The sequence below is a fragment of the Variovorax sp. ZS18.2.2 genome, assembly GCF_024701975.1.
Classification (GTDB): Bacteria; Pseudomonadota; Gammaproteobacteria; order Burkholderiales; family Burkholderiaceae_C; genus Variovorax.
Genome location: NZ_JANLNM010000002.1, coordinates 389,350 through 412,950, shown reverse-complemented (window position 1 = coordinate 412,950; position 23,601 = coordinate 389,350). Strand labels below are relative to the sequence as shown.

Sequence of the window (23,601 nt, the reverse complement as noted above, 5' to 3'; positions counted from 1 at the left end):
GTTCAATCCGGGCGCCTCGCCGCCAGGATGCGCGCAAGGCACTCGGCCAGCTCCTGCAGCCCCAGCGGCTTGTGCAGCACGGCCGCCACGCCCGCATCGCGTGCCCGCTGTTCCAGCGCCACATTGACGTTGCCGCTCACCAGCGCCACCGGCAGCGCCGGCCGCCTGGACCGCAGCAACCGGGCCAGCTCGCTGCCGGGCATGCCGGGCAGCATCTCGTCGGTGAGCACCGCATCGAAGCGCTGCGGATCGGCCTCGAAGGCGGCCAGCGCGCGCTCGCTGGTGCCGAAGCCCACCGGCTCGTAGCCCAGGCTCGCGAGCAGTTCCTCGGCCAGTTCGAGCAGCGGCTGCTCGTCGTCCACGATCATCACGACCTCGCCGTTGCCGCGCGGGCAGCCGGGCACGGTGTCCAGCGGCGCCTGCTCCGGCCCGCCCTCCGCCGCCTGCCCTTGCAGCACCGGCAGCCACACCGAGACCACGGTCGGCTGGCCGTTCCCGGTTGCCACGTCGATCGCACCGCCGATGTCGGCCACGATGCCATGCACCACCGAAAGACCGAGCCCCGTGCCTTCGCCCACCTTCTTGGTGGTGAAGAACGGGTCGAACATGCGTTGCAGCACCTCGGGCGGGATGCCCGGGCCGGTGTCGCCCACATCGAGGCGCACGTACGAACCGGCGGCGATGTCGCCGTGCAGTAGCGCGCGCTTCTCGGTGATGTCCACGCGGTCGAGCCTGAGACTCACCACACCTTCTTCCCCCATGGCCTGCACGGCGTTCGTGCAGAGGTTCATCACCACCTGGTAGAGCTGGGTGCCATCGCCCACCACGGCCGCGCTGCCGGACTGCAGCCGCGCGTCCACGCGCAGGCCCGGCGGCAGCGTGGGCACGAGCATAGCGATCACCTCTTCCACCAGCGCCTGCATGTTGACCGGCACGCGCTCGGCGATGCCGCTGCGGCTGAAATCGAGAATGCGCCGCACCAGGAGGCGCGCACGGGCGCCGGCCTGCATCACGCGGTCGATGTGGCGGCGCATGGCGCTGCCGGCCTCGGCCTGCTGCTGCGCCATTTCGCCGAAACCGAGGATGGCGCCCAGGATGTTGTTGAAGTCGTGCGCGATGCCACCCGACAAGGTGCCCAGCGCCTCGAGCCGCTGCGTCTGCTGCAGGCGCGCCTCGAGCCGGGCCTTGTCGGCCTCGGCAAGCTTGCGGTCGCTCACGTCGGTGGCGGCGCCGAAGAGGCGCAGCGCCACGCCGGCCTCGTCGCGCACGCAGCGGCCGCGCGCGTGGATCCAGCGCCAGTCGCCGCCGGCGTGGCGCACGCGGTATTCGAGCTCGACCGCGTGCGTGCGGCCGGCGAGGTGGTCGTCGATGGCGGCCTTGGCGTGTGGCGCGTCGTCGGGATGCAGGTGCACATGGCGCAGCACATCGGCCGAGGTGCCCAGCGGCACCGACGCATCGACGCCGTGCAGCGCCCGCCATTTGTCGGAGACGAACACCGTGTCCTCTGCGACGTTCCATTCGGCATGGCCTTCGTTCGCGGCCTCCATGGCCATGGCGTAGCGCTCCTCGCTCTGGCGCAGCGCAAGTTCGCCGCGCTCCTGCCGGCGCAACTGGCGCAGCAGGCCGACGATGGTGAGCACCACCAGCAAGATCAGCAACACCGTGCGGATGCCCGAGCTCCACATCTCGTCGTACCAGGGCCGCAGCGCCTCTTCCTCGTCGCGCATGATGGCCAGGATCAGCGGCCGCTTGCCCACGCCCACCGCGGCGATCAGCTTGGGCCGGCCGTCCATCGGGTTGATGGCGCGCGCCACCTTGCCGCCTTCCTTCAGCGCCGCGAGCTCGGGAAAACTCAGCTTCTTCTCGGGATCGGTGGGCCCCGGCTGGCGCACCACCAGCGTGCCGTCGCTCAGCGTGAGCAGCAGCGAGCTGCCTTTGCCCAGCTGGATGGCCGAGTACATGCCCTCCAGGTGCTGCAGCGTGACGATGGCGGTGACCACACCCGCGAATGCGCCGTTCGGCCCGTCGATGCGGCGCGACACCACCAGCCCCGGCATGCCTTCGGTGCGGGTGTTCATCGGCTCGCTGATGAAAAGCCCCGTGTCGCGCGAATCGCGCTGCGCGGTGAAGTACGGCCGGTCGGACACATCGGACAGCGGCCCGCCCGTGTCGCGCGAGCGGTGGCGCTGCATGCCGTGGGCATCGACGATGGTCAGCACGCTCACTTGCGGCACGCCGACCGTGCGGGAGGTCAGGCCCGGCGACACCTCGCCGGGACCGAAGTCGCCACGAGCAGCCCCATACCAGCTCGCGGTATCGCGCAGCACCACGTCGACCGCCTGCATGCTGCGCAGCGACTGCTCGGCCAGCGCCTTGGCAAGATTGCCGAGCTCGCGCTCGTTGGCCAGCATGATCTGCTGGTGCAGCCGCCAGCCGTCGTACCCCGCCGAGCCGATACACGCGGCGATCAGCAGCACGCCGGCGGCAACGATGCGGCGGCGAAGGCGGTCGGCGGATTTCATGGAGGAAATCAGTGGGCCGCGCCGATGGTGTCGGCCACGGCCTGGAGCAGCTCGCCGCGCGCACAGGGCTTGGCGACGAGGCGGCGCAGGCCGAGGGCGCGGGCGGGGTTCGAGTCGCTGTGCAGGCTGCGGCCCAGGCGGGTCGAGAGGCCGATCAGCGCTGCCTGCGGGTAGCCGGCCCGCACGGCGCGCACGGTGTCGACGCCGCCGCCCCGCAGATCGGGCACATCGACGATCACCAGGTCCGCATCGCCGTCGTGGAACGTGCCTTGCGCGGGCAGCGCCTGCACGGCGTAGCCCTCGCCCAGCAGCCATTCGCAAATCAGTGTTCGCATGGCGCTATCTTCCTCGATCACTACGACGGTCGGCATGGTCTCTCTGTTCGGTGCGGGCGGCGTCGGTTGCCGCCAGGGCTCCATTGGCGCTCCTGCACATGCCGCCCTCATGTCGGCGGCTGCGCGGGGATTTCATCTGTAATCCGCCCGTACGCCGCGCGCAGCGAAGTTGCATTACCCTTCGCCTCCATGAGCGCCAGCCACCACATCCTTGTCGTCGACGACGATCCGGCCATCCGGGAACTGATGGCCGAGTACCTCACCGAGAACGAGCTGCGCGTGACCACCGCCGTCTCGGGTGCCGAGATGAAGAAGGCGCTCGCGGAATCGGTCATCGACCTGGTGGTGCTCGACCTGCGCCTGGGCGGCGAAGACGGCATGCACCTGGCGCGCCACCTGCGCGAGACCAGCGCCATTCCCGTCATCATCGTGACCGGCAAGCGCGACGAGGCCGACCGCGTGATGGGCCTGGAAATCGCGGCCGACGACTACATCACCAAGCCCTTCAGCAACCGCGAGCTGCTCGCGCGCATCCGCGCGGTGCTGCGGCGCTACCAGGTGCAGCGCGACGCCACCGCCGCGGCGCCGGCCAAGGGCGGCACCGAACGCCGGGCCTATCGCTTCGCGGGCTGGGAGCTCAACGTGCTGGTGCGCCGCCTTACCGCGCCGGACGGCCGGCGGGTGGAGCTGAGCAACGGCGAGTTCAACCTGCTGCTGGCGCTGTGCGAGGCGCCGCAGCGCGTGCTCTCGCGCGACCAGCTGCTCGAACTCTCGCGCCTGCACGGCGCGGAGGTGTACGACCGGTCGATCGACGTGCAGATCCTGCGCCTGCGGCGAAAGATCGAGGTCGATGCCTCGACGCCGCAGTTCATCCGCACCGAGCGCGGTGCGGGTTACGTGTTCGACACGCAGGTCGACGCGCTGAACTGAAGAGGCCTCAAAGGCCCTGCGTCTGCACTTGCACCGGCTTGCCGAATTGGCCTGCCACCTGCGGCGCGATCACGAGGTAGCGGCGCGAGGCCTCCGCATCCGACTGCACGATCTGCCGGATCGGCCCGATCGCGTTCACGATGGCCGAGCCCGCCGGGTTGGTCATGAAGTTGGCCAGCGGCTGCAGCGTGCCGCCGCCATCGGGCTGCTCTGCAAGCGCCAGCACATAGGGCGACTTCGGTTCGAGCCCCGTCGCGGAAGCCTGCAGCACCTGCGTGAGCCCCTGGTCGAACAGCGTCACGCTGGTCGGCGCGCCCGCCTTGTCGCCCTGCACGGCCATGAGCGTCAGGTGCGCGGCCTGCCCCGCCACGCCGAGCGGCTGCAAGCCCTGCATGCCGTCGCCTTCCGGCACCGCGTTCGGCACATAGGCAATCGCCTGCGGCGCCTGGCCGATGGGCACTTCGCCCACGACCTTGTTCGTCGCGGTGTCGATGGCGGCGAGCGCATCGGCGTTCTCCAGCCCCACGTAGATGCGCGAGCCGTCGCCCGAAGGCCAGATGCCGTGCGGCAGCTTCCCGACCGGGATGGTCGCGACCTGCGAGAAATCGTCGGTGCGGAACACCTTCACCTGGTTGAGCCCGCCGATGGTCACGTAGGCGAACGTGCCCTTCTTCGTGGCAGCGAAGTTGACGTGGTTGGTGATCGGCCCGGTGTCGAACGACTTGATGACCGCGAACGGCGGCTTCGCATCGAACACCATCGTGCGGCCCACGTCCTTGAGGGTGAACCACACCTGCTTGCCATCGGGCGTGGCCGCGATGTTGGGGCAGAACGGGCTCTCCTGCTTCACGCGCCCGACGATCTGTTTCGTCGCGGTGTCGATCACCACGGTCTCGGGGTTGAACGACGAACACACGTAGCCGTACTTGCCGTCGGGCGAGAAGATCTGCATGCCGGGCCCGCCGGGCGTGACGATGCGGGTCTTCTCCTCGAAAGTGCTCGCATCGATCACCGACACGTAGTTCTCGCCGCGTACCGTGACCCACACCTCCTTGCCGTCGGGCGTGAAGAAGGCCTCGTGCGGCGAACGGCCGACGTAGGTGGTGTGCTTGACGGCGTTGGTCGCGGTGTCGATGAAAGTCACCGAGTTCGAACCGATCGACACGATGGCCAGCGTGCGGTGGTCGGGCGAGAAGCCCATGCCGTGCACCAGCACCTGGCCCTTGTAGAGCGGGCTGAAGTTGCCGGGCGACGGATCGCCCAGGCGGATCACGCCCAGCAGCCTGTGGTCGGCCGGATCGGTCACCGAGACGGTGTTGGAGAACTGTTCGGCGGCGTAGATGCGGTCGCGGTGGCTCACCGGAATATCGGCGGACGCGGCGGCGCCGGGGGCCTGGCCCGCATGGGCCAACGATGTGGCGAGGGCGAGCGATGCGCAGAGCAGCGCGGCCGCGTGGCGAATAGGGGTCATGGGTGTCTCAGCGGTCCATGCGCATGCCGGGCATCGGGTGCTGATGCGGCATGGATGTTGTTGTGTGGGTGGCGGGAAGCCCCTGGGTCGGCGCTGCGACAGAGGGCGGCAGCGGCTGGCCGAGCGCGAGATGCATCGCCGCGATCTCCTGCTGCTGCTCGACGATGATTTCCTGCGCGATGCGGCGGAGCTGCTCGTTGCGGCCATAGCGCAACTCGGCCTGCGCCATCTCGATCGCGCCCTGGTGGTGCGGGATCATCATCGCGGCGAAATCGCGGTCGACGTCGCCGGAGGGCTTGATCTCCATCGCGGCCATCATCCGGTTCATGGCAGCGTCGTTCTCGGCCGCGAAGGCGGCGGCGAGCGAGTCGGCCGCCGCGGGCAGCACGCCCGCAGCAGCGACCAGCGCTGCGACCGCCACGGCCGCCAGCGCGATGCCGCGCTTCCGGCGCAGGGATGTGGGGCTCACTGGCCTGCGTTCTGCGGCGCGGCCATCGCGACGGCGCTGTTCGTCGCCACGGCGTTGCCGCCATGCGCGAGGAAGAACGAGCCGCTGTCTTCGCCGTAGAGCGCGTCGAGATGACCGCTCTTCTCGGCCGCGGCCAGCTCGGCCTTGACCTCTGCGCGCGGCTCGGTCGACTTGAAGTTGCGCGAGAGATAAGCCGAGCCGCTGTCGCTGGCGACCAGCACGCCGAGGGTTCCATCGGCCTTGGCCTGTGCCAGCTCGGCCTTCACTTCGGCGCGCGGTTCGCTGGACTGGAAATGGCGCGACAGGTAGGCCGAGCCGCTGTCTTCGCCCGTCAGTGCAGCCAGTTGGCCGCTGGCCTGGGCCGCCTTCAGTTGCGCGATAACTTCGGCGCGGGTCAGGCTCTGGGCCGAGGCGGCGCCGGCGGCGGTGAGCATCAGGGTGGCGGCAAGGGCAGCCATGGCGGCATTGAGTTTCTTCATGATCGTTTCCTTCTAGATGCGCATCTGAAAAAGTAGAAGGGGTGCGCCGGCAGATACGCGTCCGGCAGGCCCCGAGCCAACACTGGGTGATCTAGGCACCGGGGAGTGGTGCTTGTCTCGGGCTCTACTTTGAGAAGCGCGCGTTGCGCACGGATTGCGCGCGCGCCGCGGCCGATTCAGATGAAGCGGGAACGATTGCAGATGAAATACAGGGGCCGTCTTCCCTGGCCCGTTCGGGTTATTCGAACCAGCGGTTGGCCCATTGGTTGAGCGGCGTCAGCCGCTTGACGAGTTCGCCGCCCGACTCGGTGAGCACGTAGCCCGTGCCCGAGAGCTCGACGATGCCGGCCGCGCGCAACTCCTTGAGCCGGTCGTTCAGCACCGAGGGCGACATGTCCTCCGTGCTCGTGCGCAGCGCCCTGAAGCTCTGCGGCGAGCCATCGCGCAGCTCCCACAGGATGCGCAGCGTGCCCTTGCGGCCCAGCTGCTCCAGGAGCCGCATGATGGGCCGCCGCGCCACGGTGGGCGTGGGCTGCGAGGCGGCTGCTTCTTCGTTGTCCATGTCGTGCTTTCGGTGATCGAATAGCTTCTCTTGCGCTACGGATTTCGTAGCGATAGACTGCGCCAAATCGCTACGATTTCCGTAGCGATTTCAACGCATTCTACGAAGGATTCCGACCATGACGACTGCCGCCTGGCCAAGCGCTCGCACACCTCGCATTCCACCGCTCGAAGCACCCTTCCCCGAACCGATTGCCGACTTGCTCACGCGAATGAACCCGCCCGGAAGGCCCGAGATCCTCGCGCTCTTCCGCGTGCTGGCCATCAACCCGGAGCTCGCCGAGCGAACACTGGGGCTGGGCCGTTACCTGCTGGGTCGCAAGGCGGCCGTCAGCCTGCGCGATCGCGAGGTGGTGATCACGCGCGCGTGCGCCCGCTGCGGCGCTGAGTACGAATGGGGCGTGCACGTTGCGGCCTTCGCCGATGCAGCCGGGTTCAACGAGGTCGACCGGCGCGTGATGGCGGCCGCGGATGAGGACGTGGCGCAACTCGCGCCGCGCGACCGGCTGCTGGTGCAGTTGGTCGACCAGCTGCACGACCGCAGCGACATCGACGACGCGCTCTGGCAATCGCTCGTCGAACATTGGAACCACGCGCAACTGATCGAGCTGATGATGATCGCGGGCTGGTACCACGCGGTGAGCTACGTGTGCAATGCGGCGCGCGTGCCGCTGGAGAAGTGGGCGGCGCGTTGGTGAAGGCCAGCCGCCAGCCGCGATGCGATAACCTGCATCGCGGCTGACTGCCTGCGGCATTCGCCGAGCCCCCTTCATCACGTCTCACGCCCCGGAAAGAACATGCAAACATTTGTACAACTCGTGATCAGCTGGGGGCCCATGCTGCTCCTCATCGGCGTCTGGATCTTCTTCATACGCCGCAGCGGCGGCCTCAAGCAAGGCCAATACTTCGAGGAGGTGCGCAACTATCTGTCGGACCACATCGCCGAGACGCGGCGCATGAACGCCAATCTCGAACGCATCGCCGCCGCGCTCGAAACGCGTGGTACGCCCGCCACCAGTCCTTTGCCCAAGAGCGACGCGTAGCGCGCCTACTTCTCGGCCCGCATCAACCGCAGCCCGTTCGCCACCACCAGGAGGCTCGCGCCCATATCGGCAAACACCGCCATCCACATCGTCGCGCTGCCGAACACCGCGAGCACGAAGAAGATGCCCTTGATGCCGAGCGCGAGCGAGATGTTCTGCCACAGCACCGCATGCGCGCGGCGCGAGAGGCGGATGGTCTCGGGAATGCGGCGCAGGTCGTCGTTCATGATGACCACGTCGGCCGCTTCCATCGCGGTGTCGGTGCCCGCGCCGCCCATGGCGAAGCCGATGTCGGCCTGCGCGAGCGCCGGTGCATCGTTGATGCCGTCGCCGGTCATCGCGACCGCGCCGTAGCGCTCCTGCATGGCCTTGATGGCGCCGAGCTTTTCCTCGGGCAGCAGGTTGCCGCGCACGTCCTCGATGCCGGCGTGGGCGCCGATGGTCTTTGCCGTGGCGGCGTTGTCGCCGGTGAGCATCACCGGCACGACACCCAGGGCGCGCAGCTCGGCCACTGCGGCTTGCGACGATTCCTTGATCGTGTCGGCGACGGCGAACAGCGCGAGCACGGCCTGGCTCGATGCAAGCAGGGTCACAGTGCGGCCCGCCTCTTCATGGCGCTTGAGCTCAGCTTCGAGCGTCGGTGTGCACAGGCCCTTCTCCTCGATCAGCCGGTGGTTGCCGAGCATGTAGGTCTGGCCCGAAAGCACGGCCTGCACGCCGCGCCCCGGCAGCGCGGTGAAATCGCCGACCTCTTCGCGCTCGCCCTTCAGGCCCTCGGCGATGGCCTTCGACACCGGATGGTCCGAGCGGCCCGCGATGCTTGCCGCAATCGCGAACACCGCCGCCTCGTTGCCCGATGCATCGAGCAGCGTCGATTCCACGAGCTTCGGCTTGCCTTCGGTGATGGTGCCGGTCTTGTCGAGCGCCACCGCCTTCAGCTTGCGCGCCTCTTCAAGGTAGGTGCCGCCCTTGATCAGGATGCCGCGCCGCGCGGCCGATGCGAGCGCGCTCACGACCGTGACGGGCGTCGAGATCACCAGCGCGCACGGGCAGGCGATGACCAGCAGCACCAGCGCTTTGTAGATGGCCTGCAGCCAGGTCCAGTCCATGAAGAGCGGCGTGAACAGCGCGATCGCCAGCGCCAGCACGAAGACCGCGGGCGTGTAGATGGCGGCGAACCTGTCGACGAAACGCTGCGTGGGTGCGCGCGTTCCCTGCGCCTCTTCGACCGCGTGGATGATGCGCGCAAGCGTGGTGTTGGCCGCCACCGCCGTGACGCGGAACTCCAGCGCGGCGGTCTGGTTGATGGTGCCCGCGAAGACCGGGTCGCCCACGGTCTTGTCGACCGGAATGCTCTCGCCCGTGACCGGCGCCTGGTCGATGGCGCTCAGGCCCGCGGTCACCACGCCGTCGAGCGGCACGCGCTCGCCGGGGCGGATGCGTGCGACGGCGCCGAGCACCACGGTGTCGGCCATCACGGTCTGCCAGCTGCCGTCGGGCTGCTTGACTTCGGCCTGTTCGGGCGCGAGCGCCAACAGGCTCTGGATCGCATTGCGGGCACGGTCCACGGCGCGGGCCTCGATCAGCTCGGCAATCGCATAGAGCGCCATCACCATCGCGGCCTCAGGCCACTGGCCGATGACGAAGGCACCGGTCACGGCGACGGCCATCAGCGCGTTGATGTTCAGGCGGCCGCGCACCAGCGCGCCGAAGCCCTTCTTGTAGGTATCGAGACCGGCCAGCCCGATGGCTGCAAGCGCAAGCACCATCTCGGCGGCCATGAAGCCCATGCCGTCGAAGGCAAGGAAGGAGATCGACTCGGCCGCGATGGCCAGCACCAGAGCGGCGACGAGGCGCGCGAGGCCTGTGCTCATTCCAGCGATGCGCGCAGGGGCGGCCGGCGTTGCCGTGTCGCCGACAGGCTCGGGCTTGAAGCCTGCCTTGCGGATCGCATCGAGCGCCCGGGGCAGCGCGCCAGCGTCGGCCGTGATGGCCATCGTGCGCTCGCCGAGGCGAAAACGCAGCCCCTGGATGCCGGCCACCGGCTCGAGCGCACGGCGGATTTCGGACTCTTCGACCGCGCAGTCCATCGTGGGAATGCGAAAGAGCAAGGCGCCCTTGGGGATGTCGGTGGCGTCCACGGTGGCCGACGAACCGCAGACAGGGTTGCCGCAGCAGGCCGTTTCGGCATGGGCATGGGCATGCACAGGTCCATGCGAGTGATCGTGACCATGGTCGTGGTCGTGATGCAGGGCCGGCGTCACGGGCTTCAGGGCGTTCTGGTTCGTCATGAAGGCAATTGGAAACCCTGAAGCAGGTGTAGAGTCAAACGCTGAATTTCCACTTCTGGATTTGCCGCATCATGAAAATCGGAGAACTGGCCAAGGTCACGAACACGCCGGTCGAAACCATCCGGTACTACGAGCGCGAGCAGCTGCTGCCCGAGCCCGCGCGCACCGACGGCAACTACCGCATCTACGACGACGAACACGCCCAGCGCCTGGGCTTCATCCGGCGCTGCCGCTCGCTGGACATGACACTCGACGAGATCCGCGGTTTGCTGAAATTCCGCGATGCCCCGCAGGACGATTGCGGCGAGGTCAACCAGTTGCTGGACGACCACATCGGCCACGTGGCCGCGCGCATCTCCGAACTGAAGACCCTGGAAAAGCAATTGAAGGCGCTGCGCCTGCAGTGCTGCGGGCCGGAGTCGGCGAGCGCCTGCGGCATCCTGCAGGAACTGGACACCGCTGCCCTTGCACCGGAGAGCTTCGGGCAGCACGCGGGGCATGTGCATGGGTCGCTGCACAACGCGGCGGGGAAGCGATCGGGTTGAGGGGGGAGGTGTACCGACGTGGTCGTCGGTTGGTCTGCGCGATGGCTTTCCTGCCGATAGGGTGTGTGTTGGGGTGGAGCGCTCTGGGACTAAAGCGGACCTTGCAAGCGCCCGAAAGCGGACGTTCTCACGAGAAAGGCAGAATGACCTTCCCCCCTACGCTCCAAACGCGACACCGCTCTAGCCATGCCCGTACCTCGTTCGCCCGACATCGAGCCTCTACTCATTCGCTATGTCGAGTCTTGGGTCGAAAAGCTCGCCGCCGGGGACTGGGACGGCGCAATGTCTCTTGTCGAGGCGCCAAACCACTACGGCATTCGCTGGTCCAGCGCGGATCTTCGCCAAACCCTTGTCGAGTACGGCCACGGCCGCGAGCCGAAGGTGATCGCACCTCAATGTCTGAACCAGGGGCTACGAGTTTCGGTGATTGCGTTTGATGACGGAACTGGCTATGCCGTCGACTACGCCCTTCCGCTAGATGGCCTCTTGAGCGACCTCACCGCGCAGTTCGAGTTCTATCTCTCCGGGAGTGAGTATGTCGCCACTTTGCATGACGTGCACGTGCTCTAACTGCGCTGCGTGATTGACGGTGCGCTATTTCGATAGTACCCATCCGCGCAAGACCGAATCGAAACAGCAACGTCTCAGCCATCTCGCGCCGAGCAGCTCGCGGACTACCTCGTCACACCTGCTCCCTTGCCACCCGCATTCGCATGCCGCGGAATCCAATACGCCAACGTCCCCGCCGCAGCAAAGGCGATCAATCCGGTCACGGCGATCCCCGCAGCAAGCGACAAGCCACCCGCCAGCAAAGACAGCAGTGCCGGCCCGCACGAAGACCCGATGTCGGACATCAAACGCCATATGCCCAGAAAGTGCGCACGTCCATGGCGCGGCGAATGGTCAGCGCCGAGGGTCATGATCATCCCCGAGCCGATGCCGTTGCCGAAACCGATCGCCAGTGAAGCGATCAGCAGCGTCACAACGCCGGTCGTGAGAGGCATCAGCAGCATCGCCAGTCCCATGATCAGCATCGACGGCACCGCGACCCAGCGCCTGCCTTTCCTGTCCATCACCTTGCCGGCCGGATAGAACACCAGCATGTCGATGCCACCCGCCAGGCCGTAGATCAGCGAAGCCACCGAGGGCGCCAGCATCAGGTGGTCGGCCCAGAGCGGGATCACGGCCTGGCGCGAAGCGCGCACCGCGCTGACCAGGACCACGCCGATACCGAGCGTGAGGAACACATGGCGGTGATCCCGCAGCGTCGAGACGATGGAAGTCGAGGCGGGTGCTGCCTGCCCGGCGGGGACCGGCGGCGCCTCCAGGTCGGGGATGCGCGCGCCGATGGCCGCGGCCGCCATCACGGCCACGATGCCGACCACATAGGCGGCCCACAGGCCGAAGGCATGCACCGCCGCAGCCGCGAGAAAGGGCCCCACGAACATGCCGATGCGCATGACGCCGCCCAGCGTCGACAGCGCCCGCGCACGGTATTCGATGGGCACCGCCTCGGTCATGTAACTCTGGCGCGCCAGGTTGTAGACCGCCTGCGACATGCCAACCATGAAGCAGCCCGTGGCGAACAGGCCCAGGTGCGAGGTCAGCACGCACAGCAGCATGCCAAGGCCGCTCCACACACCCGCCGCGACGATGGCCCAGCGCTCGCCCCAGCGCATGGTGATCATCGAAGCCGGGATGTTGTTGAACAGCGAACCGATCCCGATCATCGCGATCACCAGCGCGGCGATGGGCACGGAAGCGCCCAGGTCGCGCGCCGTCAGCGGCACGATCGGCAGGATGGCGCCCTCGCCCAATCCGAACAGCAGCGAGGGCGCAAAAGCCGGTATGGCGATGCGCCACAGGGAGAACGCAGGCGTGGGGGTCGAAGTCGAAACGGCGGGCGGGGATGACATGGGGAGAGAGGTCGGTTTCTTGCCACCGCGCGCCGGGTGGGCAAAGCAAAAGCGCCGCGATTGTCTCGCCGATGTCCGACCTCTGCAGGCGCTCGGGAACTCAGCGCCATCGATATCCGACGACCACCGGCATCCTTGCGGCCGCTCCGGGTCCAGCCGCCACAACCGCCGGGAGCCCATCGATGAGATGAATGGCCGGGCGCAGCGAATGCGCCTACTTGGCGCTCTCTTTGCTCAGCAGGTCCCACGCCAGGCCAGCAACCCAACCAATGCCCACCAGCCATGCGCCAGCCTGGACGGCGTCAGCGTCTGGCGCTGCCCAGTGGATCAACATCGCGATGAGCAAGCCAGCCACGGCACCGATGCACGACCAAGGTGAAACGAGGACATCGAGCATCTTTGAAGGCGTTCCCTGCGCGCAGGAGGCCGAAGCCGCGCTACTTCCCCACCAGCTGCGTCAACTTCTCCGCCTCGAAGCTCTCGTCACGCGCCGCATCCCCGGGCACGCAATCCTTGGTGCCCGGATGGGCCGACAGCTTCTCGATCGCCTGCCACAGCAGCGCGATCTGGTGTTCCTGGCCCGATGCGTTGTCGATCAGGCCGCGCAGGGCCTGGCTCAGCGGGTCGTCGTCCTGCGTGATGCCGTAGGCGGAGAACTTCTGCGGTGCGGACACGTCGGCGCTTTCGCCGGTCTTGGACGGGATGATGCGTGCGGGAATGCCCACCGCGGTCGCTCCGGCCGGCACCGGCTTGATGACCACCGCGTTGCTGCCGATCTTTGCGCCATCGCCGACGATGAAGCCGCCCAGCACCTTGGCCCCCGCGCTCACCACCACGTCGCGCCCGAGCGTCGGATGCCGCTTGGCCCCCTTGTAGAGCGAGGTGCCGCCCAACGTCACGCCCTGGTAGATGGTGCAGCCGTCGCCGATCTCGGCCGTCTCGCCGACCACCACGCCCATGGCATGGTCGAAGAACACCCGCTCGCCGACCTTTGCGGCCGGATGGATCTCGATGCCGGTCATCCACCGCGCCCAGTGCGCGATGAAGCGGGCGGGCCACTTGAATCCATGCGTCCAACAGGCGTGCGCCCAGCGATGCAGCACCACGGCGTGAAAGCCCGGGTAGACCGTCATCACTTCCCAGGCGCTGCGGGCGGCCGGGTCGCGTTCGAGGATGCACCGGATGTCGGCGCGCAGTCGAGAAAACATCGCTGCCCTTGTTGTCGTTATATCGATAGTGGGCGGGCAGTCTAAAGCCCGGTGTCTTCGCGTACTTTCGATGGGGTTTTAGCCGCCCGAGCCACCTTTGGGGGCCTTGGCCGCATCCGTCATGGCCTTGGCGATGCCGCGCAGGATGTGGATTTCCTCGGGCGTCGGCTGGGCCCGGTTGAACAGCTGCTGCAGCCGCGGCATCAGCTTCTTGGGCGCGGCCGGGTCGAGAAAGCCGATGTCCACCAGCGAACGCTCCCAATGGTCGAGCATGCCTGCCACCGCTTGCGCATCGGCGGCCTGCACGGGGGCCGTGGCGTCGCGCACCTCATACCCGCCGAGCGCCAGGCGCCATTCGTAGGCCACCACCTGGATGGCCGCGCCCAGGTTGAGCGAGCCGAATTTCGGGTCCGTCGGAATGCTCAGGGCAACGTTGCAGCGGTAGACGTCTTCATTGCGCATGCCGAAACGCTCCGAGCCGAACAGGAAGGCCACATGCTGCGCATCCCCCTGCTTCACCAGGGGCTCCAGGTGCTCCCGGGGCGTACGCGTCGGCGGGCCGAAGTCGCGCGGGATCATGGCGGTGGCGCACAGGTGAGTCACGCCGTCGAGCGCCTCGTCCAGCGTCTCGACGATGCGGGCGTTGGTCAGCACGTCGAGCGCGCCGCTCGCGCGCTGGATGGTTTCTTCCCGCCGCAGCACGTTGGCCCAGCGCGGCGCCACCAGCACCAGGTCGTCGAAACCCATGGTTTTCATGGCGCGGGCGGCGGCGCCCACATTGCCTGCGTGGCTGGTCTGGATCAGGATGAAACGGGTGCGCATGGGGGGTTTGGAGACACTAACGGGGCGGAGCCGGTAAAATGCCCGATTCTCGCCGCCCGCATCGCCGGGTCGCAGGGTCGCCAAGATTGCATTTTGGGGACCACTCCCACCGTTCTTCTCACAATCCAGAATGTCGTCCCCCAACCTGCATCCCATGCTCAATGTGGCCGTCAAGGCCGCACGCGCCGCCGGCGCCATCATCAATCGCGCCGCCCTCGACGTCGAGTCCGTGCGCATCTCGCAAAAGCAAGTCAACGACTTCGTCACCGAAGTCGATCACGCCAGCGAGAAGGTCATCATCGAAACGCTGCTTGGCGCATACCCGGGGCACGGCATCCTGGCCGAAGAATCGGGCACCGAATACGGCGCCAAAGACTCCGACTACGTCTGGATCATCGATCCGCTCGACGGCACCACCAATTTCATCCACGGCTTCCCGGTCTACTGCGTGTCGATCGCCTTGTCGGTGCGCGGCAAGATCGAGCAGGCGGTCATCTACGACCCGAGCCGCAACGACCTCTTCACCGCCACCAAGGGCCGCGGCGCCTACATGAACGACCGGCGCATCCGCGTCTCCAAGCGCACCAAGTTGAGCGAGTGCCTGGTGTCCACCGGCTTTCCGTTCCGCAGCGGCGACAACTTCAAGCAGTACCTGGCCATCATGGCGGACATGATGCCCCGCATGGCCGGCCTGCGCCGCCCCGGCGCCGCGGCGCTCGACCTCGCCTACGTGGCGGCCGGCTTCACCGATGCCTTCTTCGAAACCGGCCTCAACCCCTGGGACGTGGCCGCGGGTTCGCTCTTGGTCACCGAGGCCGGCGGCCTCATCGGCAACTTCACGGGCGAGCCCGATTTCCTCGAACAGCGCGAGTGCCTCGCCGGCGCCCCGCGCATCTACGGCCAGATCGTGCCGCTGCTCGCCAAGTATTCGAAGTTCGCCAACGTGGACGACAAGCTGCGCGCCAGCGACCGCGTGCGCGCCGTGTCGGCCTCGACCAAGTCGAACGCCGACGACGCCTCGGTCGATCTCTACGCCCGCAGCACGGTGGTCGATTTCGCCGACGAATCGGCTGAATCGGCCAATGGCGAAGCACCCGCCGTGGCCGCCAAGCCCGTGCAGCGCAAGCTCACGCGCATCCGCCGTGAAGCACCTGCCAGCCCCTCCGAGGGCGACGCTTCCGCCAAGTGATGTTCGGCCCCCGCGCCGCCGACCGGTTCCGCGCCGCGCTGCGCATTGCGCTAAGCCACTATGTCGCGAGCGGGCTCACCGTCGCGCTCGGCCTCTTGTTCATCTCGGGTGGCGTGCATCTCTGGCTCGGCACCATTGCCGCGTCGGCCGCGGCCACGGGCGTGATCGTCACCGCGCCGCCCGACCTGCCCGGCCCGCGCCGCGGCAAGTTCTTCCAGATGCTGCCGGCGCCGCTCATCGGGCTGCCGCTCTTCTTCGCGGTGCAGATGCTGCACACCGCGCCCATCCGCCTCGGGCTGTTGCTGGTGCCCGCCACCTTCATGGCCTTCCTGGCCATGGCCTGGGGCAAGCGCGGCATTCCCATCGCCATCGCGGTGATGTTCTCGATGGTCTTCTCGATGGCCACGCCCGCGCCGGTCGACATGGCCGAGGCCATCCTGCGCACCTGGCACTTCGGGCTGGGCGCGGGCCTATACGTGATCTGGGCGACGCTCGCCAACCTCGCGCTGAACGGGCGTTTTCGCACCCAGTCGGTGGCCGACGTGCTCTATTCGCTGGCCGCGCTCATGCGCACCGAGGCCGGCCAGTTCACCCCGCAGGACGAAACCCGCGACATCCGCGACACCCCCGCCCCGGTGCTCGGCCAGTTGCTGCGTGAGCAGGCCGCGCTGGCCGACCAGCTGCAGGCCACGCGCGACATCGTGCTCGAATCGCCCCGGACGCCGCGCCGCCAGCGCCTGGCCGCCATGCTGGTGATCGTGCTGGAGATGCGCGACCAGCTGCTCGCGAGCGAGCTCGACCTCGATGCGCTCCTGGCCCACCCGGCTCACGCCGACGCGCTGATCGAAATGCGCCGCGTGCTCGAAGAGCTTTCCGACGAAACCATCGCCCTCGCGGACGCGCTCCTGCTGCGCCGCCACCCCGACCCGGTGACCGACCGTCGCCCGCGGCTCGCGGCCATCCACGTCTCGGCCGATGACGAGCACCACCACGGCCACCCCGGCCCCACGGCCGCGATGCTCGCGCGCGGCCTCGCCAGCCGCATCGGCCACATCAACGACGAGGTGCTGCGCCTCTCGGCCATGGCGCGCGGCGATGCCGAGCCCAACCTCGCGGTGGTGCGCGCCAACTGGCAGCTTTTCGTGAGCCCGACCGACTGGACGTGGCGCCCCTTCTTCACGCTGTGGCGCTGGGACCAGCCGCCGCTGCGCCATGCCATTCGCGCGGCGCTCGCCATCGCGGCCGGCTACGGCATTGCGGTGTCGATGCCCTGGGGCTCGCACGACTACTGGATATTGCTGACCATCGTGGTCGTGCTGCGCGGCAGCCTCTCGCAGACGCTGGAGCGGCGCAACGCCCGCGTGGCCGGCACGCTGCTCGGTTGCGTGCTCGCGGTGGGGCTGCTTTCGGCGCACCCCTCGGCGCTGATGCTGCTGCTGATCGTGACGGTCTCGCAGGCCATTGCCCACAGCTTCGCGGTGCGGCGCTACCTCATCACCGCGGTGGCGGCCACCGTGCTCGGCCTCGTGCAGGCGCACATGCTGAACACCGGCACCGCGCCCATCTTCGCGCTGTTCGAGCGCATCGCCGACACGCTCATCGGCGCCGCGCTCGCCTGGGGCTTCTGCTATGTGCTGCCCTCGTGGGAGCGCACGCAGATCCCGGCGCTGGTGGCGCGCGTGCTCACCGCGCAGGCGCGGCATGCGCGGCTTGCGCTCGGCCTTGGCCAACTGCAGGCCATCGACAGCAGTCCCGAACTCGAATGGCGGCTCGCGCGCCGCGAGGCTTTCGACAGCCTCTCGGCCCTGGTGCAGGCCACGCAGCGCGCCTTGTCCGAGCCGCGCGCGGTGCAGCCGCCGCTGGAGCCGCTCGAACACCTGCAGGCCCACAGCTACCAGATGCTCGCGCAGCTGAGCGCCGTGAAATCGATGCTGGTGCTGCGGCGCGACCGCCTCACGCCGGGCGAGGTCGAGGGCCCGCTCGCGCGCACAGCGCAGCGCATCGAGGCCGCGATCGGAACCACACCGACCACCGGCCCCTCTCAACCCGAGAGCCCGGGCTCCACCGCCGTGGGCGGCCCGATTCCCCTGCCCGACCCGTTCGACAACGACATCAGCCCCTGGCTGCTGCGCCGCCTCGACCTGGCGACGGCCCTGGCCACGCAGCTGCGCGACGACGCGGCGCGCATTCTCCAACCCCTGAACGAGACAACAGAAGCCACAACGAGCACCACCGCCTGATGACCCAAGAGATCCTTGCCCACCCCTGGTTCGGCACCTGGCTTGCCGTCCTCGTCGCCGTTCCGCTCGCTCTTCTGGTCCACCGCATCGGCGGCCTCGTGCTCAAGCGCATCACGCGGCCCGCGCCCGCGGTGCACGCGATGGTGATCAACTGCAACGCGCCGGCGCGGCTCGCGCTGCCGCTGGTGGCGCTGCTGCTGATCTTCCAGGCTGCGCCCGACGACCTGCGCTTCATCGCCGGCGTGCGGCATCTGAACGGCCTTCTGCTCATCGCCGCAACCACCTGGCTCATCGTGCGCGCCATCAGCGGTTTCGCCGACGGCGTGCTGGCGCAGCACCCCTCCGACGTGGCCGACAACCTGCAGGCGCGCCGCGTGCTCACGCAAACCCGCGTGCTCGCGCGCACTGCCATGTCGGTGGTCATCGTGGCCGGCGGCGCGATGATGCTCATGACCTTTCCGGGCGCGCGCCAGGTCGGCGCGAGCCTTTTGGCCTCGGCCGGCGTGATCGGCATCGTGGCTGGCTTGGCGGCCAAGCCGGTCTTCAGCAACCTCATCGCCGGCCTGCAGATCGCGCTGGCGCAGCCGATCCGCATCGACGACGTGCTGGTGGTCGAGGGCGAATGGGGCCGTGTCGAAGAGATCACCGGCACCTTCGTGGTGGTGCGCATCTGGGACGACCGGCGCCTGATCTTGCCGCTCACCTATTTCATCGAGAAGCCGTTCCAGAACTGGACGCGCCACTCCGCGCAGTTGCTCGGCTCGGTGTTCATCTATGTCGATTACGGCATGCCGCTCGCGCCGCTGCGCGAAGAGGCCGAGCGCATCGTGAAGGCCGCGCCCGAATGGGACGGCCGCTTCTTCAACCTGCGCGTGACCGACGCCACCGAGCGCACGATGCAGGTCCGCGTGCTCTGCACCGCCGCCACCTCGGGCCTGGCCTTCGACCTGCGCTGCAGCGTGCGCGAAGGCCTCATCGACTTCATGCAGCGCGAGTACCCGCAGCACCTGCCGAAGATGCGCGTCGAGGCCGATCCGGCGATGACCGCGGCGGCACACGTCCAGGGTCCGGCCGCGGCCTGACAACAACCCCGCGCAACGCGGGGCCGGCTTGAGCACTTCGGTGCGCCATGGCACGATCCCGCGGATGACCAGCAGACCCACCGAAGCGCAGCACCTGCGCGACCTTGCCAGGCTGCGCCGCGTGCGCGACCGCATCGACCGCGACTACGCGCAGCCGCTGGATGTCGAGACGCTCGCGCGCGACGCGGGCATGTCGGCCGGCCACCTGAGCCGCCAGTTCCGCATCGCCTACGGCGAGCCGCCCTACGCCTACCTCATGACGCGGCGCGTCGAGCGCGCGATGGCGCTGCTGCGCCGCGGTGACATGAGCGTGACCGACGTGTGCTTCTCGGTCGGCTGCGGATCGCTGGGCACCTTCACCACCCGCTTCACCGAGCTGGTGGGCGTGCCGCCCGGTGTCTACCGGCGGCAGGACGCGAACACGACCGAGGGCATTCCGTCGTGTGTGGCCCGGCAGGTGACGCGACCGATCAGGAATCGAGAAGCGCCGGACCCAACTCCGGAATTAGCATCGGCGCCTCAATCCACTACCTAGCACCACTGCCATGGACATCACCATCCACTCGAGCTTCCTCCCGCACACCGACCCGGAGACCTCCCTCGCCTTCTACCGCGACACCCTCGGCTTCGAAGTCCGCAACGACGTCGGCTACGAAGGCATGCGCTGGATCACGGTCGGCCCAGCAGGCCAGCCCGCCATTTCCATCGTGTTGTATCCGCCGACCGCCACGCCCGGCATCACCGCCGACGAGCGCCGCACCGTCGCCGAGATGATGGCCAAGGGCACCTACGCGACGATCCTCCTGGCCACCAAGGACCTCGCTGCCGCCTTCGCGAAACTGCAGGCCGGCAAGGCCGAGATCGTCGAGGAGCCGACCGACCAGCCCTACGGCGTGCGCGACTGCGCGGTGCGCGACCCGGCGGGCAACATGATCCGCATCCAGCAACTGCGCTGACCCGCACTACAAGAAAACGACGGAGACCTGATGAGCAGCAAAGCCCCGAAGAAGGACACGCCGAAGCAAACGCCGGAGACCAAGCCCCACGCCGCCGACCACCACGACATGATCCGTGTGCAGGGCGCGCGCGTGAACAACCTGAAGGACATCAGCGTCGAGCTGCCCAAGCGCCGGCTCACCGTGTTCACCGGCGTCTCCGGCTCGGGCAAGAGCTCATTGGTGTTCGGCACCATCGCCGCGGAGTCGCAGCGGCTCATCAACGAGACCTACAGCGCCTTCGTGCAGGGCTTCATGCCCACGCTCGCGCGGCCCGAGGTCGACGTGCTCGACGGCCTCACGACCGCGATCATCGTGGACCAGGAGCGCATGGGCGGCGACCCGCGCTCCACGGTCGGCACCGCGACCGATGCCAACGCGATGCTGCGCATTCTCTTCAGCCGCCTGGGCAAGCCGCACATCGGCTCGCCGAGTGCCTTCGCCTTCAACGTGCCTTCGGTGAAGGCGACCGGCGCCATCACCGTGGAGCGCGGCGCGAGCAAGACCGTGAAGCAGACCTTCAACCGCACAGGCGGCATGTGCCCGCGCTGCGAAGGCCGGGGCGCGGTCACCGACTTCGACCTGACGGCGTTCTACGACGACAGCAAGTCGCTCAACGAAGGCGCGCTCACCATTCCGGGCTTCAGCATGGAGGGCTGGTACGGCCGCATCTTCAACGGCTGCGGCTTCTTCGACCCCGACAAGCCGATCCGCAAGTTCACCAAGAAAGAGCTCGATGCACTGCTCCGCATGGAGCCGACCAAGATCAAGGTCGATGGCATCAACCTCACCTACCAGGGGCTGATTCCGCAGGTGCAGAAGTCCTTTCTCGCGAAGGACGTCGATGCGATGCAGCCGCACATCCGCGCTTTTGTAGAACGCGCGGTCACCTTCAGCACCTGCCCCGAGTGCAACGGCACGCGGCTGAGCGAAGGCGCGCGATCTTCCAAGATCAAGAAGATCAACATCGCCGATGCCTGCGCCATGCAGATCAGCGACCTCGCCGTGTGGGTGCGCGGCCTCGACGAACCCTCGGTCGCGCCGCTGCTCGAGAAGCTCGCGCACACGCTCGACTCGTTCGTGGAAATCGGCCTCGGGTACCTCAGCCTCGACCGCCCCTCGGGCACGCTCTCGGGCGGCGAGGCGCAGCGCACGAAGATGATCCGCCACCTCGGCTCCTCGCTCACCGATGTGACCTACGTGTTCGACGAGCCCACCATCGGCCTGCACCCGCACGACATCCAGCGCATGAACAAGCTGCTGCTGCGGCTGCGCGACAAAGGCAACACCGTGCTCGTGGTGGAACACAAGCCCGAGGCCATCGCCATCGCCGACCACGTGGTGGACCTCGGCCCCGGCGCGGGCTCGGCGGGCGGCACCATCTGCTTCGAGGGCACGGTCGATGAACTGCGTGCCAGCACCACCCTCACCGGCCGGCACCTGGACGACCGCGCCGCACTCAAGAAGAAGGTGCGCACGCCCACCGGCAAGCTGCCGATCCGTGGCGCGAAGGCGCACAACCTGCGCAATGTCAGCGTCGATGTGCCGCTCGGCGTGCTCGTCGTGGTGACCGGCGTGGCGGGCTCGGGCAAGAGCTCGCTGGTGCATGGGTCCATTCCTGCAGGCGCGGGCGTGGTGTCGGTCGACCAGGGCTCGATCCGCGGCTCGCGGCGCAGCAACCCCGCGACCTACACCGGGCTGCTCGACCCGATCCGCAACGCCTTCGCCAAGGCCAACGGCGTGAAGCCCGCGCTCTTCAGCGCCAACTCCGAAGGCGCCTGCCCCGCCTGCAACGGCGCGGGCGTCATCTACACCGACCTCGCGATGATGGCCGGCGTGGCCACGGTCTGCGAGGAATGCGAAGGCAAGCGCTTCCACGCCTCGGTGCTGGAACACAAGCTCGGCAAGCGCGACATCAGCGAAGTGCTTGCGATGTCCGTCACCGAAGCCACCGGGTTCTTCGGCACGGGCGATGCGCGCACCCCGGCCGCGCACGCCATCCTCGAGCGGCTCGCCGATGTCGGCCTGGGCTACTTGAGCCTCGGCCAGCCGCTCACCACGCTTTCAGGCGGCGAGCGGCAGCGCCTCAAGCTCGCCACGCACATGGCCGAGAAGGGCGGCGTCTACGTGCTCGACGAGCCGACCGCCGGCCTGCACCTGGCCGATGTAGAGCAACTGCTCGGCCTGCTCGACCGGCTGGTCGATGCGGGCAAGTCGGTCATCGTGGTGGAGCACCACCAGGCGGTGATGGCGCATGCGGACTGGATCATCGACCTGGGGCCCGGCGCGGGGCATGACGGCGGGAAGATCGTGTTCGAAGGCACGCCGGCCGAGCTGGTGAAGGCGTGCGCGACGCTAACGGGCAAGCACCTCGCGGCGTACGTGGGCAACTGAGCAGGTTCAGACGACGGCCTTGCGCCCCGGGTCCGTCACCGGAAAGCCGCCATGCACTTCGAGCAGGCGCACCAGCGCCTCGGAGCTGTGCGCCTTGGCCCAGTCTTTTTCGGAATCGGTGATGCCCACCACGTGCAGGAAGTCGAACTTGCCCGAGGCCAGTTGCGCCGTGGCGGGATAGTGCTTCGGCTCAGCCAGCACGATGTTGCGCAGGCCCACGGCCCCCTTCTCGCGGATCACATCGCCCATCGGGATCCGGTCGCCGTAGTCGAGCAACGGCTTGTCTTCTCCGAAGCGCCCGTGTGCGAGCAACACGTTGAAGGCCAGCACCCGGCGCAGGAGCTTGATCGCCCACTGGTCCTCGGGCTGCGAATGCACCTCGATGACCAGCTCGGAGCCGAGCCATGAATAGTCCTCGGGGTCGTATTCATCGGGCTCCGTTTCCCAGGGCGTCGATCCGCCCGAGGTGACGTAGAGCCACGAGTTGCGCGCGGGCGTCGGCTCGAACTCGAACACGCCCAGGTGCAGCCAGGCCGGGTCGATGTCCTCGGCGCCGAGCGACGAGAAAACATCGAAGTCCAGCACGTAGATGCCGCTGCGCTTCTCGCCGAACAACTGCGGGTAGAGCGTCTCCTCGCGGTACGCCCAGACTTCTTCCATGGAACTCATCGGCTTCTCCTTCTGGTCGGTGTCTCTGCGCGCCGGTGTATTTGCGCCGGCAAGAGCATAGGCGTGAGAGCTGACAGACACCACCCAACGAAAGGACTAGAGTGGTCCGACGCGGGCCTCTTCCTGCGCATCCGTTCAAAGGAACCTCCTTGACACACACGAAGCCACGCCATGGCTGACGCTCCCTTCTTTCACGACGCTTCGGGCACGGTCAGGTTTTCGGTGACGGTGGAGGGCCAGGACGTGAACGCGAGCATCGGAAGGGAAGTCCTGCGCTACCACTACCGCACCGCCGAGAACGCCGACCCGCTCGAGACCTACGGCCAGCACATCGAGGAGTTCGATGCGGCCGTGCGGCGCCGGCTGGCAGGGGGCTCCACGGCGCCCATCATGCTGCGCGAGAACGACCTGCGCGCTCCCGCGTAAACAACGCGCCCACC

The 23,601-nt window shown here is 68.0% G+C and carries 24 protein-coding genes; 12 read left to right on the top strand and 12 right to left on the bottom strand.

Annotated features, from left to right (window positions below; all coding sequences use genetic code 11):
- Positions 1-2: 2 nt before the first annotated feature.
- Positions 3-2,522, bottom strand: coding sequence for an ATP-binding protein (locus NU688_RS12435; RefSeq protein ID WP_257860915.1), 2,520 nt, complete (start codon positions 2,520-2,522; stop codon positions 3-5).
- Positions 2,523-2,530: 8 nt separating this feature from the next.
- Complete coding sequence (locus tag NU688_RS12430) at positions 2,531-2,857, bottom strand: hypothetical protein (protein WP_257860914.1); 327 nt, start codon at positions 2,855-2,857, stop codon at positions 2,531-2,533.
- 189 nt (positions 2,858-3,046) lie between these two features.
- On the opposite strand from NU688_RS12430, the gene NU688_RS12425 reads away from it, so the two are divergent.
- Positions 3,047-3,787: a response regulator gene (locus tag NU688_RS12425; protein WP_257860913.1), complete on the top strand. Its 741-nt coding sequence runs from the start codon at positions 3,047-3,049 to the stop codon at positions 3,785-3,787.
- A 7-nt stretch (positions 3,788-3,794) separates the two neighbouring features.
- On the opposite strand, the gene NU688_RS12420 is transcribed toward NU688_RS12425, so the two are convergent.
- The 4 genes from NU688_RS12420 to NU688_RS12405 all read right to left on the bottom strand — a co-directional run bounded on the left by NU688_RS12420 (position 3,795) and on the right by NU688_RS12405 (position 6,768).
- Positions 3,795-5,258: a YncE family protein gene (locus NU688_RS12420; RefSeq protein ID WP_257860912.1), complete on the bottom strand. Its 1,464-nt coding sequence runs from the start codon at positions 5,256-5,258 to the stop codon at positions 3,795-3,797.
- 7 nt (positions 5,259-5,265) lie between these two features.
- Positions 5,266-5,727, bottom strand: coding sequence for a DUF305 domain-containing protein (locus NU688_RS12415; protein WP_374684643.1), 462 nt, complete (start codon positions 5,725-5,727; stop codon positions 5,266-5,268).
- Positions 5,724-6,206, bottom strand: coding sequence for a DUF4148 domain-containing protein (locus NU688_RS12410; protein WP_257860911.1), 483 nt, complete (start codon positions 6,204-6,206; stop codon positions 5,724-5,726). The genes NU688_RS12415 and NU688_RS12410 overlap by 4 nt, the downstream gene beginning before the upstream one ends.
- 238 nt (positions 6,207-6,444) lie before the next feature.
- Positions 6,445-6,768 (bottom strand): helix-turn-helix domain-containing protein, encoded by a 324-nt coding sequence (locus tag NU688_RS12405; RefSeq protein ID WP_257860910.1) that lies wholly within the window; start codon positions 6,766-6,768, stop codon positions 6,445-6,447.
- A gap of 118 nt (positions 6,769-6,886) precedes the next feature.
- Between NU688_RS12405 and NU688_RS12400 the strand changes: the two genes are divergently transcribed.
- Both NU688_RS12400 and NU688_RS12395 read left to right on the top strand, forming a co-directional pair.
- Complete coding sequence (locus NU688_RS12400) at positions 6,887-7,465, top strand: carboxymuconolactone decarboxylase family protein (RefSeq protein WP_257860909.1); 579 nt, start codon at positions 6,887-6,889, stop codon at positions 7,463-7,465.
- A gap of 99 nt (positions 7,466-7,564) precedes the next feature.
- Positions 7,565-7,810, top strand: a complete 246-nt coding sequence (locus NU688_RS12395) for a hypothetical protein (protein WP_257861215.1) — start codon at positions 7,565-7,567, stop codon at positions 7,808-7,810.
- A gap of 5 nt (positions 7,811-7,815) precedes the next feature.
- Here NU688_RS12395 and NU688_RS12390 read toward each other — a convergent pair whose 3' ends face one another.
- Positions 7,816-10,101, bottom strand: a complete 2,286-nt coding sequence (locus NU688_RS12390; protein WP_257860908.1) for a cation-translocating P-type ATPase — start codon at positions 10,099-10,101, stop codon at positions 7,816-7,818.
- 71 nt (positions 10,102-10,172) lie between these two features.
- On the opposite strand from NU688_RS12390, the gene cadR reads away from it, so the two are divergent.
- On the top strand, positions 10,173-10,646 hold the full coding sequence (gene cadR, locus NU688_RS12385; protein WP_257860907.1) for a Cd(II)/Pb(II)-responsive transcriptional regulator: 474 nt from the start codon (positions 10,173-10,175) through the stop codon (positions 10,644-10,646).
- 186 nt (positions 10,647-10,832) lie between these two features.
- Positions 10,833-11,216: a hypothetical protein gene (locus NU688_RS12380; protein WP_257860906.1), complete on the top strand. Its 384-nt coding sequence runs from the start codon at positions 10,833-10,835 to the stop codon at positions 11,214-11,216.
- A gap of 104 nt (positions 11,217-11,320) precedes the next feature.
- On the opposite strand, the gene NU688_RS12375 is transcribed toward NU688_RS12380, so the two are convergent.
- The 4 genes from NU688_RS12375 to NU688_RS12360 all read right to left on the bottom strand — a co-directional run bounded on the left by NU688_RS12375 (position 11,321) and on the right by NU688_RS12360 (position 14,592).
- Entirely contained in the window at positions 11,321-12,562 is a 1,242-nt protein-coding gene (locus NU688_RS12375; RefSeq protein WP_257860905.1) for an MFS transporter, read from the bottom strand.
- A 214-nt stretch (positions 12,563-12,776) separates the two neighbouring features.
- Complete coding sequence (locus NU688_RS12370; RefSeq protein ID WP_257860904.1) at positions 12,777-12,959, bottom strand: hypothetical protein; 183 nt, start codon at positions 12,957-12,959, stop codon at positions 12,777-12,779.
- A gap of 40 nt (positions 12,960-12,999) precedes the next feature.
- Positions 13,000-13,791 carry a serine O-acetyltransferase gene (gene cysE / locus NU688_RS12365; RefSeq protein ID WP_257861203.1) on the bottom strand — a complete coding sequence of 264 codons (792 nt, stop codon included), beginning with the start codon at positions 13,789-13,791 and terminating at the stop codon, positions 13,000-13,002.
- Positions 13,792-13,848: 57 nt separating this feature from the next.
- Positions 13,849-14,592: an RNA methyltransferase gene (locus NU688_RS12360; RefSeq protein WP_257860903.1), complete on the bottom strand. Its 744-nt coding sequence runs from the start codon at positions 14,590-14,592 to the stop codon at positions 13,849-13,851.
- A gap of 130 nt (positions 14,593-14,722) precedes the next feature.
- Here NU688_RS12360 and NU688_RS12355 point away from each other — a divergent pair, with 130 nt between their 5' ends.
- The 6 genes from NU688_RS12355 to NU688_RS12330 all read left to right on the top strand — a co-directional run bounded on the left by NU688_RS12355 (position 14,723) and on the right by NU688_RS12330 (position 22,492).
- Positions 14,723-15,781 (top strand): inositol monophosphatase family protein, encoded by a 1,059-nt coding sequence (locus tag NU688_RS12355; protein WP_257860902.1) that lies wholly within the window; start codon positions 14,723-14,725, stop codon positions 15,779-15,781.
- Complete coding sequence (locus NU688_RS12350) at positions 15,781-18,021, top strand: FUSC family protein (protein ID WP_257860901.1); 2,241 nt, start codon at positions 15,781-15,783, stop codon at positions 18,019-18,021. The genes NU688_RS12355 and NU688_RS12350 overlap by 1 nt, the downstream gene beginning before the upstream one ends.
- A complete protein-coding gene (locus NU688_RS12345) occupies positions 18,021-19,103 on the top strand; it encodes a mechanosensitive ion channel family protein (protein ID WP_257860900.1) in 1,083 nt (360 codons plus the stop codon). The genes NU688_RS12350 and NU688_RS12345 overlap by 1 nt, the downstream gene beginning before the upstream one ends.
- A gap of 64 nt (positions 19,104-19,167) precedes the next feature.
- Positions 19,168-19,638 (top strand): helix-turn-helix transcriptional regulator, encoded by a 471-nt coding sequence (locus tag NU688_RS12340; protein WP_257860899.1) that lies wholly within the window; start codon positions 19,168-19,170, stop codon positions 19,636-19,638.
- Between the two features lie 10 nt (positions 19,639-19,648).
- On the top strand, positions 19,649-20,059 hold the full coding sequence (locus NU688_RS12335) for a VOC family protein (protein ID WP_257860898.1): 411 nt from the start codon (positions 19,649-19,651) through the stop codon (positions 20,057-20,059).
- Between the two features lie 30 nt (positions 20,060-20,089).
- The gene (locus NU688_RS12330) at positions 20,090-22,492 is read left to right on the top strand and encodes an excinuclease ABC subunit UvrA (RefSeq protein ID WP_257860897.1); all 2,403 of its coding nucleotides are present in this window, start codon (positions 20,090-20,092) and stop codon (positions 22,490-22,492) included.
- Positions 22,493-22,498: 6 nt separating this feature from the next.
- Here the strand turns inward: NU688_RS12330 and NU688_RS12325 are convergent, their stop codons facing one another.
- A complete protein-coding gene (locus NU688_RS12325; protein ID WP_257860896.1) occupies positions 22,499-23,161 on the bottom strand; it encodes a suppressor of fused domain protein in 663 nt (220 codons plus the stop codon).
- A 171-nt stretch (positions 23,162-23,332) separates the two neighbouring features.
- Between NU688_RS12325 and NU688_RS12320 the strand changes: the two genes are divergently transcribed.
- Entirely contained in the window at positions 23,333-23,587 is a 255-nt protein-coding gene (locus NU688_RS12320; RefSeq protein WP_257860895.1) for a DUF1488 family protein, read from the top strand.
- The last annotated feature ends 14 nt before the right edge of the window (positions 23,588-23,601 follow it).

Excerpts from the sequence above, each read along its gene's own strand:
- NU688_RS12435 (WP_257860915.1), bottom strand. The coding sequence starts at position 2,522 with ATGAAATCCGCCGACCGCCTTCGCCGCCGCATCGTTGCCGCCGGCGTG.
- NU688_RS12430 (WP_257860914.1), bottom strand. The coding sequence starts at position 2,857 with ATGCGAACACTGATTTGCGAATGGCTGCTGGGCGAGGGCTACGCCGTG.
- NU688_RS12425 (WP_257860913.1), top strand. The coding sequence starts at position 3,047 with ATGAGCGCCAGCCACCACATCCTTGTCGTCGACGACGATCCGGCCATC.
- NU688_RS12420 (WP_257860912.1), bottom strand. The coding sequence starts at position 5,258 with ATGACCCCTATTCGCCACGCGGCCGCGCTGCTCTGCGCATCGCTCGCC.
- NU688_RS12410 (WP_257860911.1), bottom strand. The coding sequence starts at position 6,206 with ATGAAGAAACTCAATGCCGCCATGGCTGCCCTTGCCGCCACCCTGATG.
- NU688_RS12405 (WP_257860910.1), bottom strand. The coding sequence starts at position 6,768 with ATGGACAACGAAGAAGCAGCCGCCTCGCAGCCCACGCCCACCGTGGCG.
- NU688_RS12400 (WP_257860909.1), top strand. The coding sequence starts at position 6,887 with ATGACGACTGCCGCCTGGCCAAGCGCTCGCACACCTCGCATTCCACCG.
- NU688_RS12395 (WP_257861215.1), top strand. The coding sequence starts at position 7,565 with ATGCAAACATTTGTACAACTCGTGATCAGCTGGGGGCCCATGCTGCTC.
- NU688_RS12390 (WP_257860908.1), bottom strand. The coding sequence starts at position 10,101 with ATGACGAACCAGAACGCCCTGAAGCCCGTGACGCCGGCCCTGCATCAC.
- cadR (WP_257860907.1), top strand. The coding sequence starts at position 10,173 with ATGAAAATCGGAGAACTGGCCAAGGTCACGAACACGCCGGTCGAAACC.
- NU688_RS12380 (WP_257860906.1), top strand. The coding sequence starts at position 10,833 with ATGCCCGTACCTCGTTCGCCCGACATCGAGCCTCTACTCATTCGCTAT.
- NU688_RS12375 (WP_257860905.1), bottom strand. The coding sequence starts at position 12,562 with ATGTCATCCCCGCCCGCCGTTTCGACTTCGACCCCCACGCCTGCGTTC.
- NU688_RS12370 (WP_257860904.1), bottom strand. The coding sequence starts at position 12,959 with ATGCTCGATGTCCTCGTTTCACCTTGGTCGTGCATCGGTGCCGTGGCT.
- NU688_RS12360 (WP_257860903.1), bottom strand. The coding sequence starts at position 14,592 with ATGCGCACCCGTTTCATCCTGATCCAGACCAGCCACGCAGGCAATGTG.
- NU688_RS12355 (WP_257860902.1), top strand. The coding sequence starts at position 14,723 with ATGTCGTCCCCCAACCTGCATCCCATGCTCAATGTGGCCGTCAAGGCC.
- NU688_RS12350 (WP_257860901.1), top strand. The coding sequence starts at position 15,781 with ATGTTCGGCCCCCGCGCCGCCGACCGGTTCCGCGCCGCGCTGCGCATT.
- NU688_RS12345 (WP_257860900.1), top strand. The coding sequence starts at position 18,021 with ATGACCCAAGAGATCCTTGCCCACCCCTGGTTCGGCACCTGGCTTGCC.
- NU688_RS12340 (WP_257860899.1), top strand. The coding sequence starts at position 19,168 with ATGACCAGCAGACCCACCGAAGCGCAGCACCTGCGCGACCTTGCCAGG.
- NU688_RS12335 (WP_257860898.1), top strand. The coding sequence starts at position 19,649 with ATGGACATCACCATCCACTCGAGCTTCCTCCCGCACACCGACCCGGAG.
- NU688_RS12330 (WP_257860897.1), top strand. The coding sequence starts at position 20,090 with ATGAGCAGCAAAGCCCCGAAGAAGGACACGCCGAAGCAAACGCCGGAG.
- NU688_RS12325 (WP_257860896.1), bottom strand. The coding sequence starts at position 23,161 with ATGAGTTCCATGGAAGAAGTCTGGGCGTACCGCGAGGAGACGCTCTAC.
- NU688_RS12320 (WP_257860895.1), top strand. The coding sequence starts at position 23,333 with ATGGCTGACGCTCCCTTCTTTCACGACGCTTCGGGCACGGTCAGGTTT.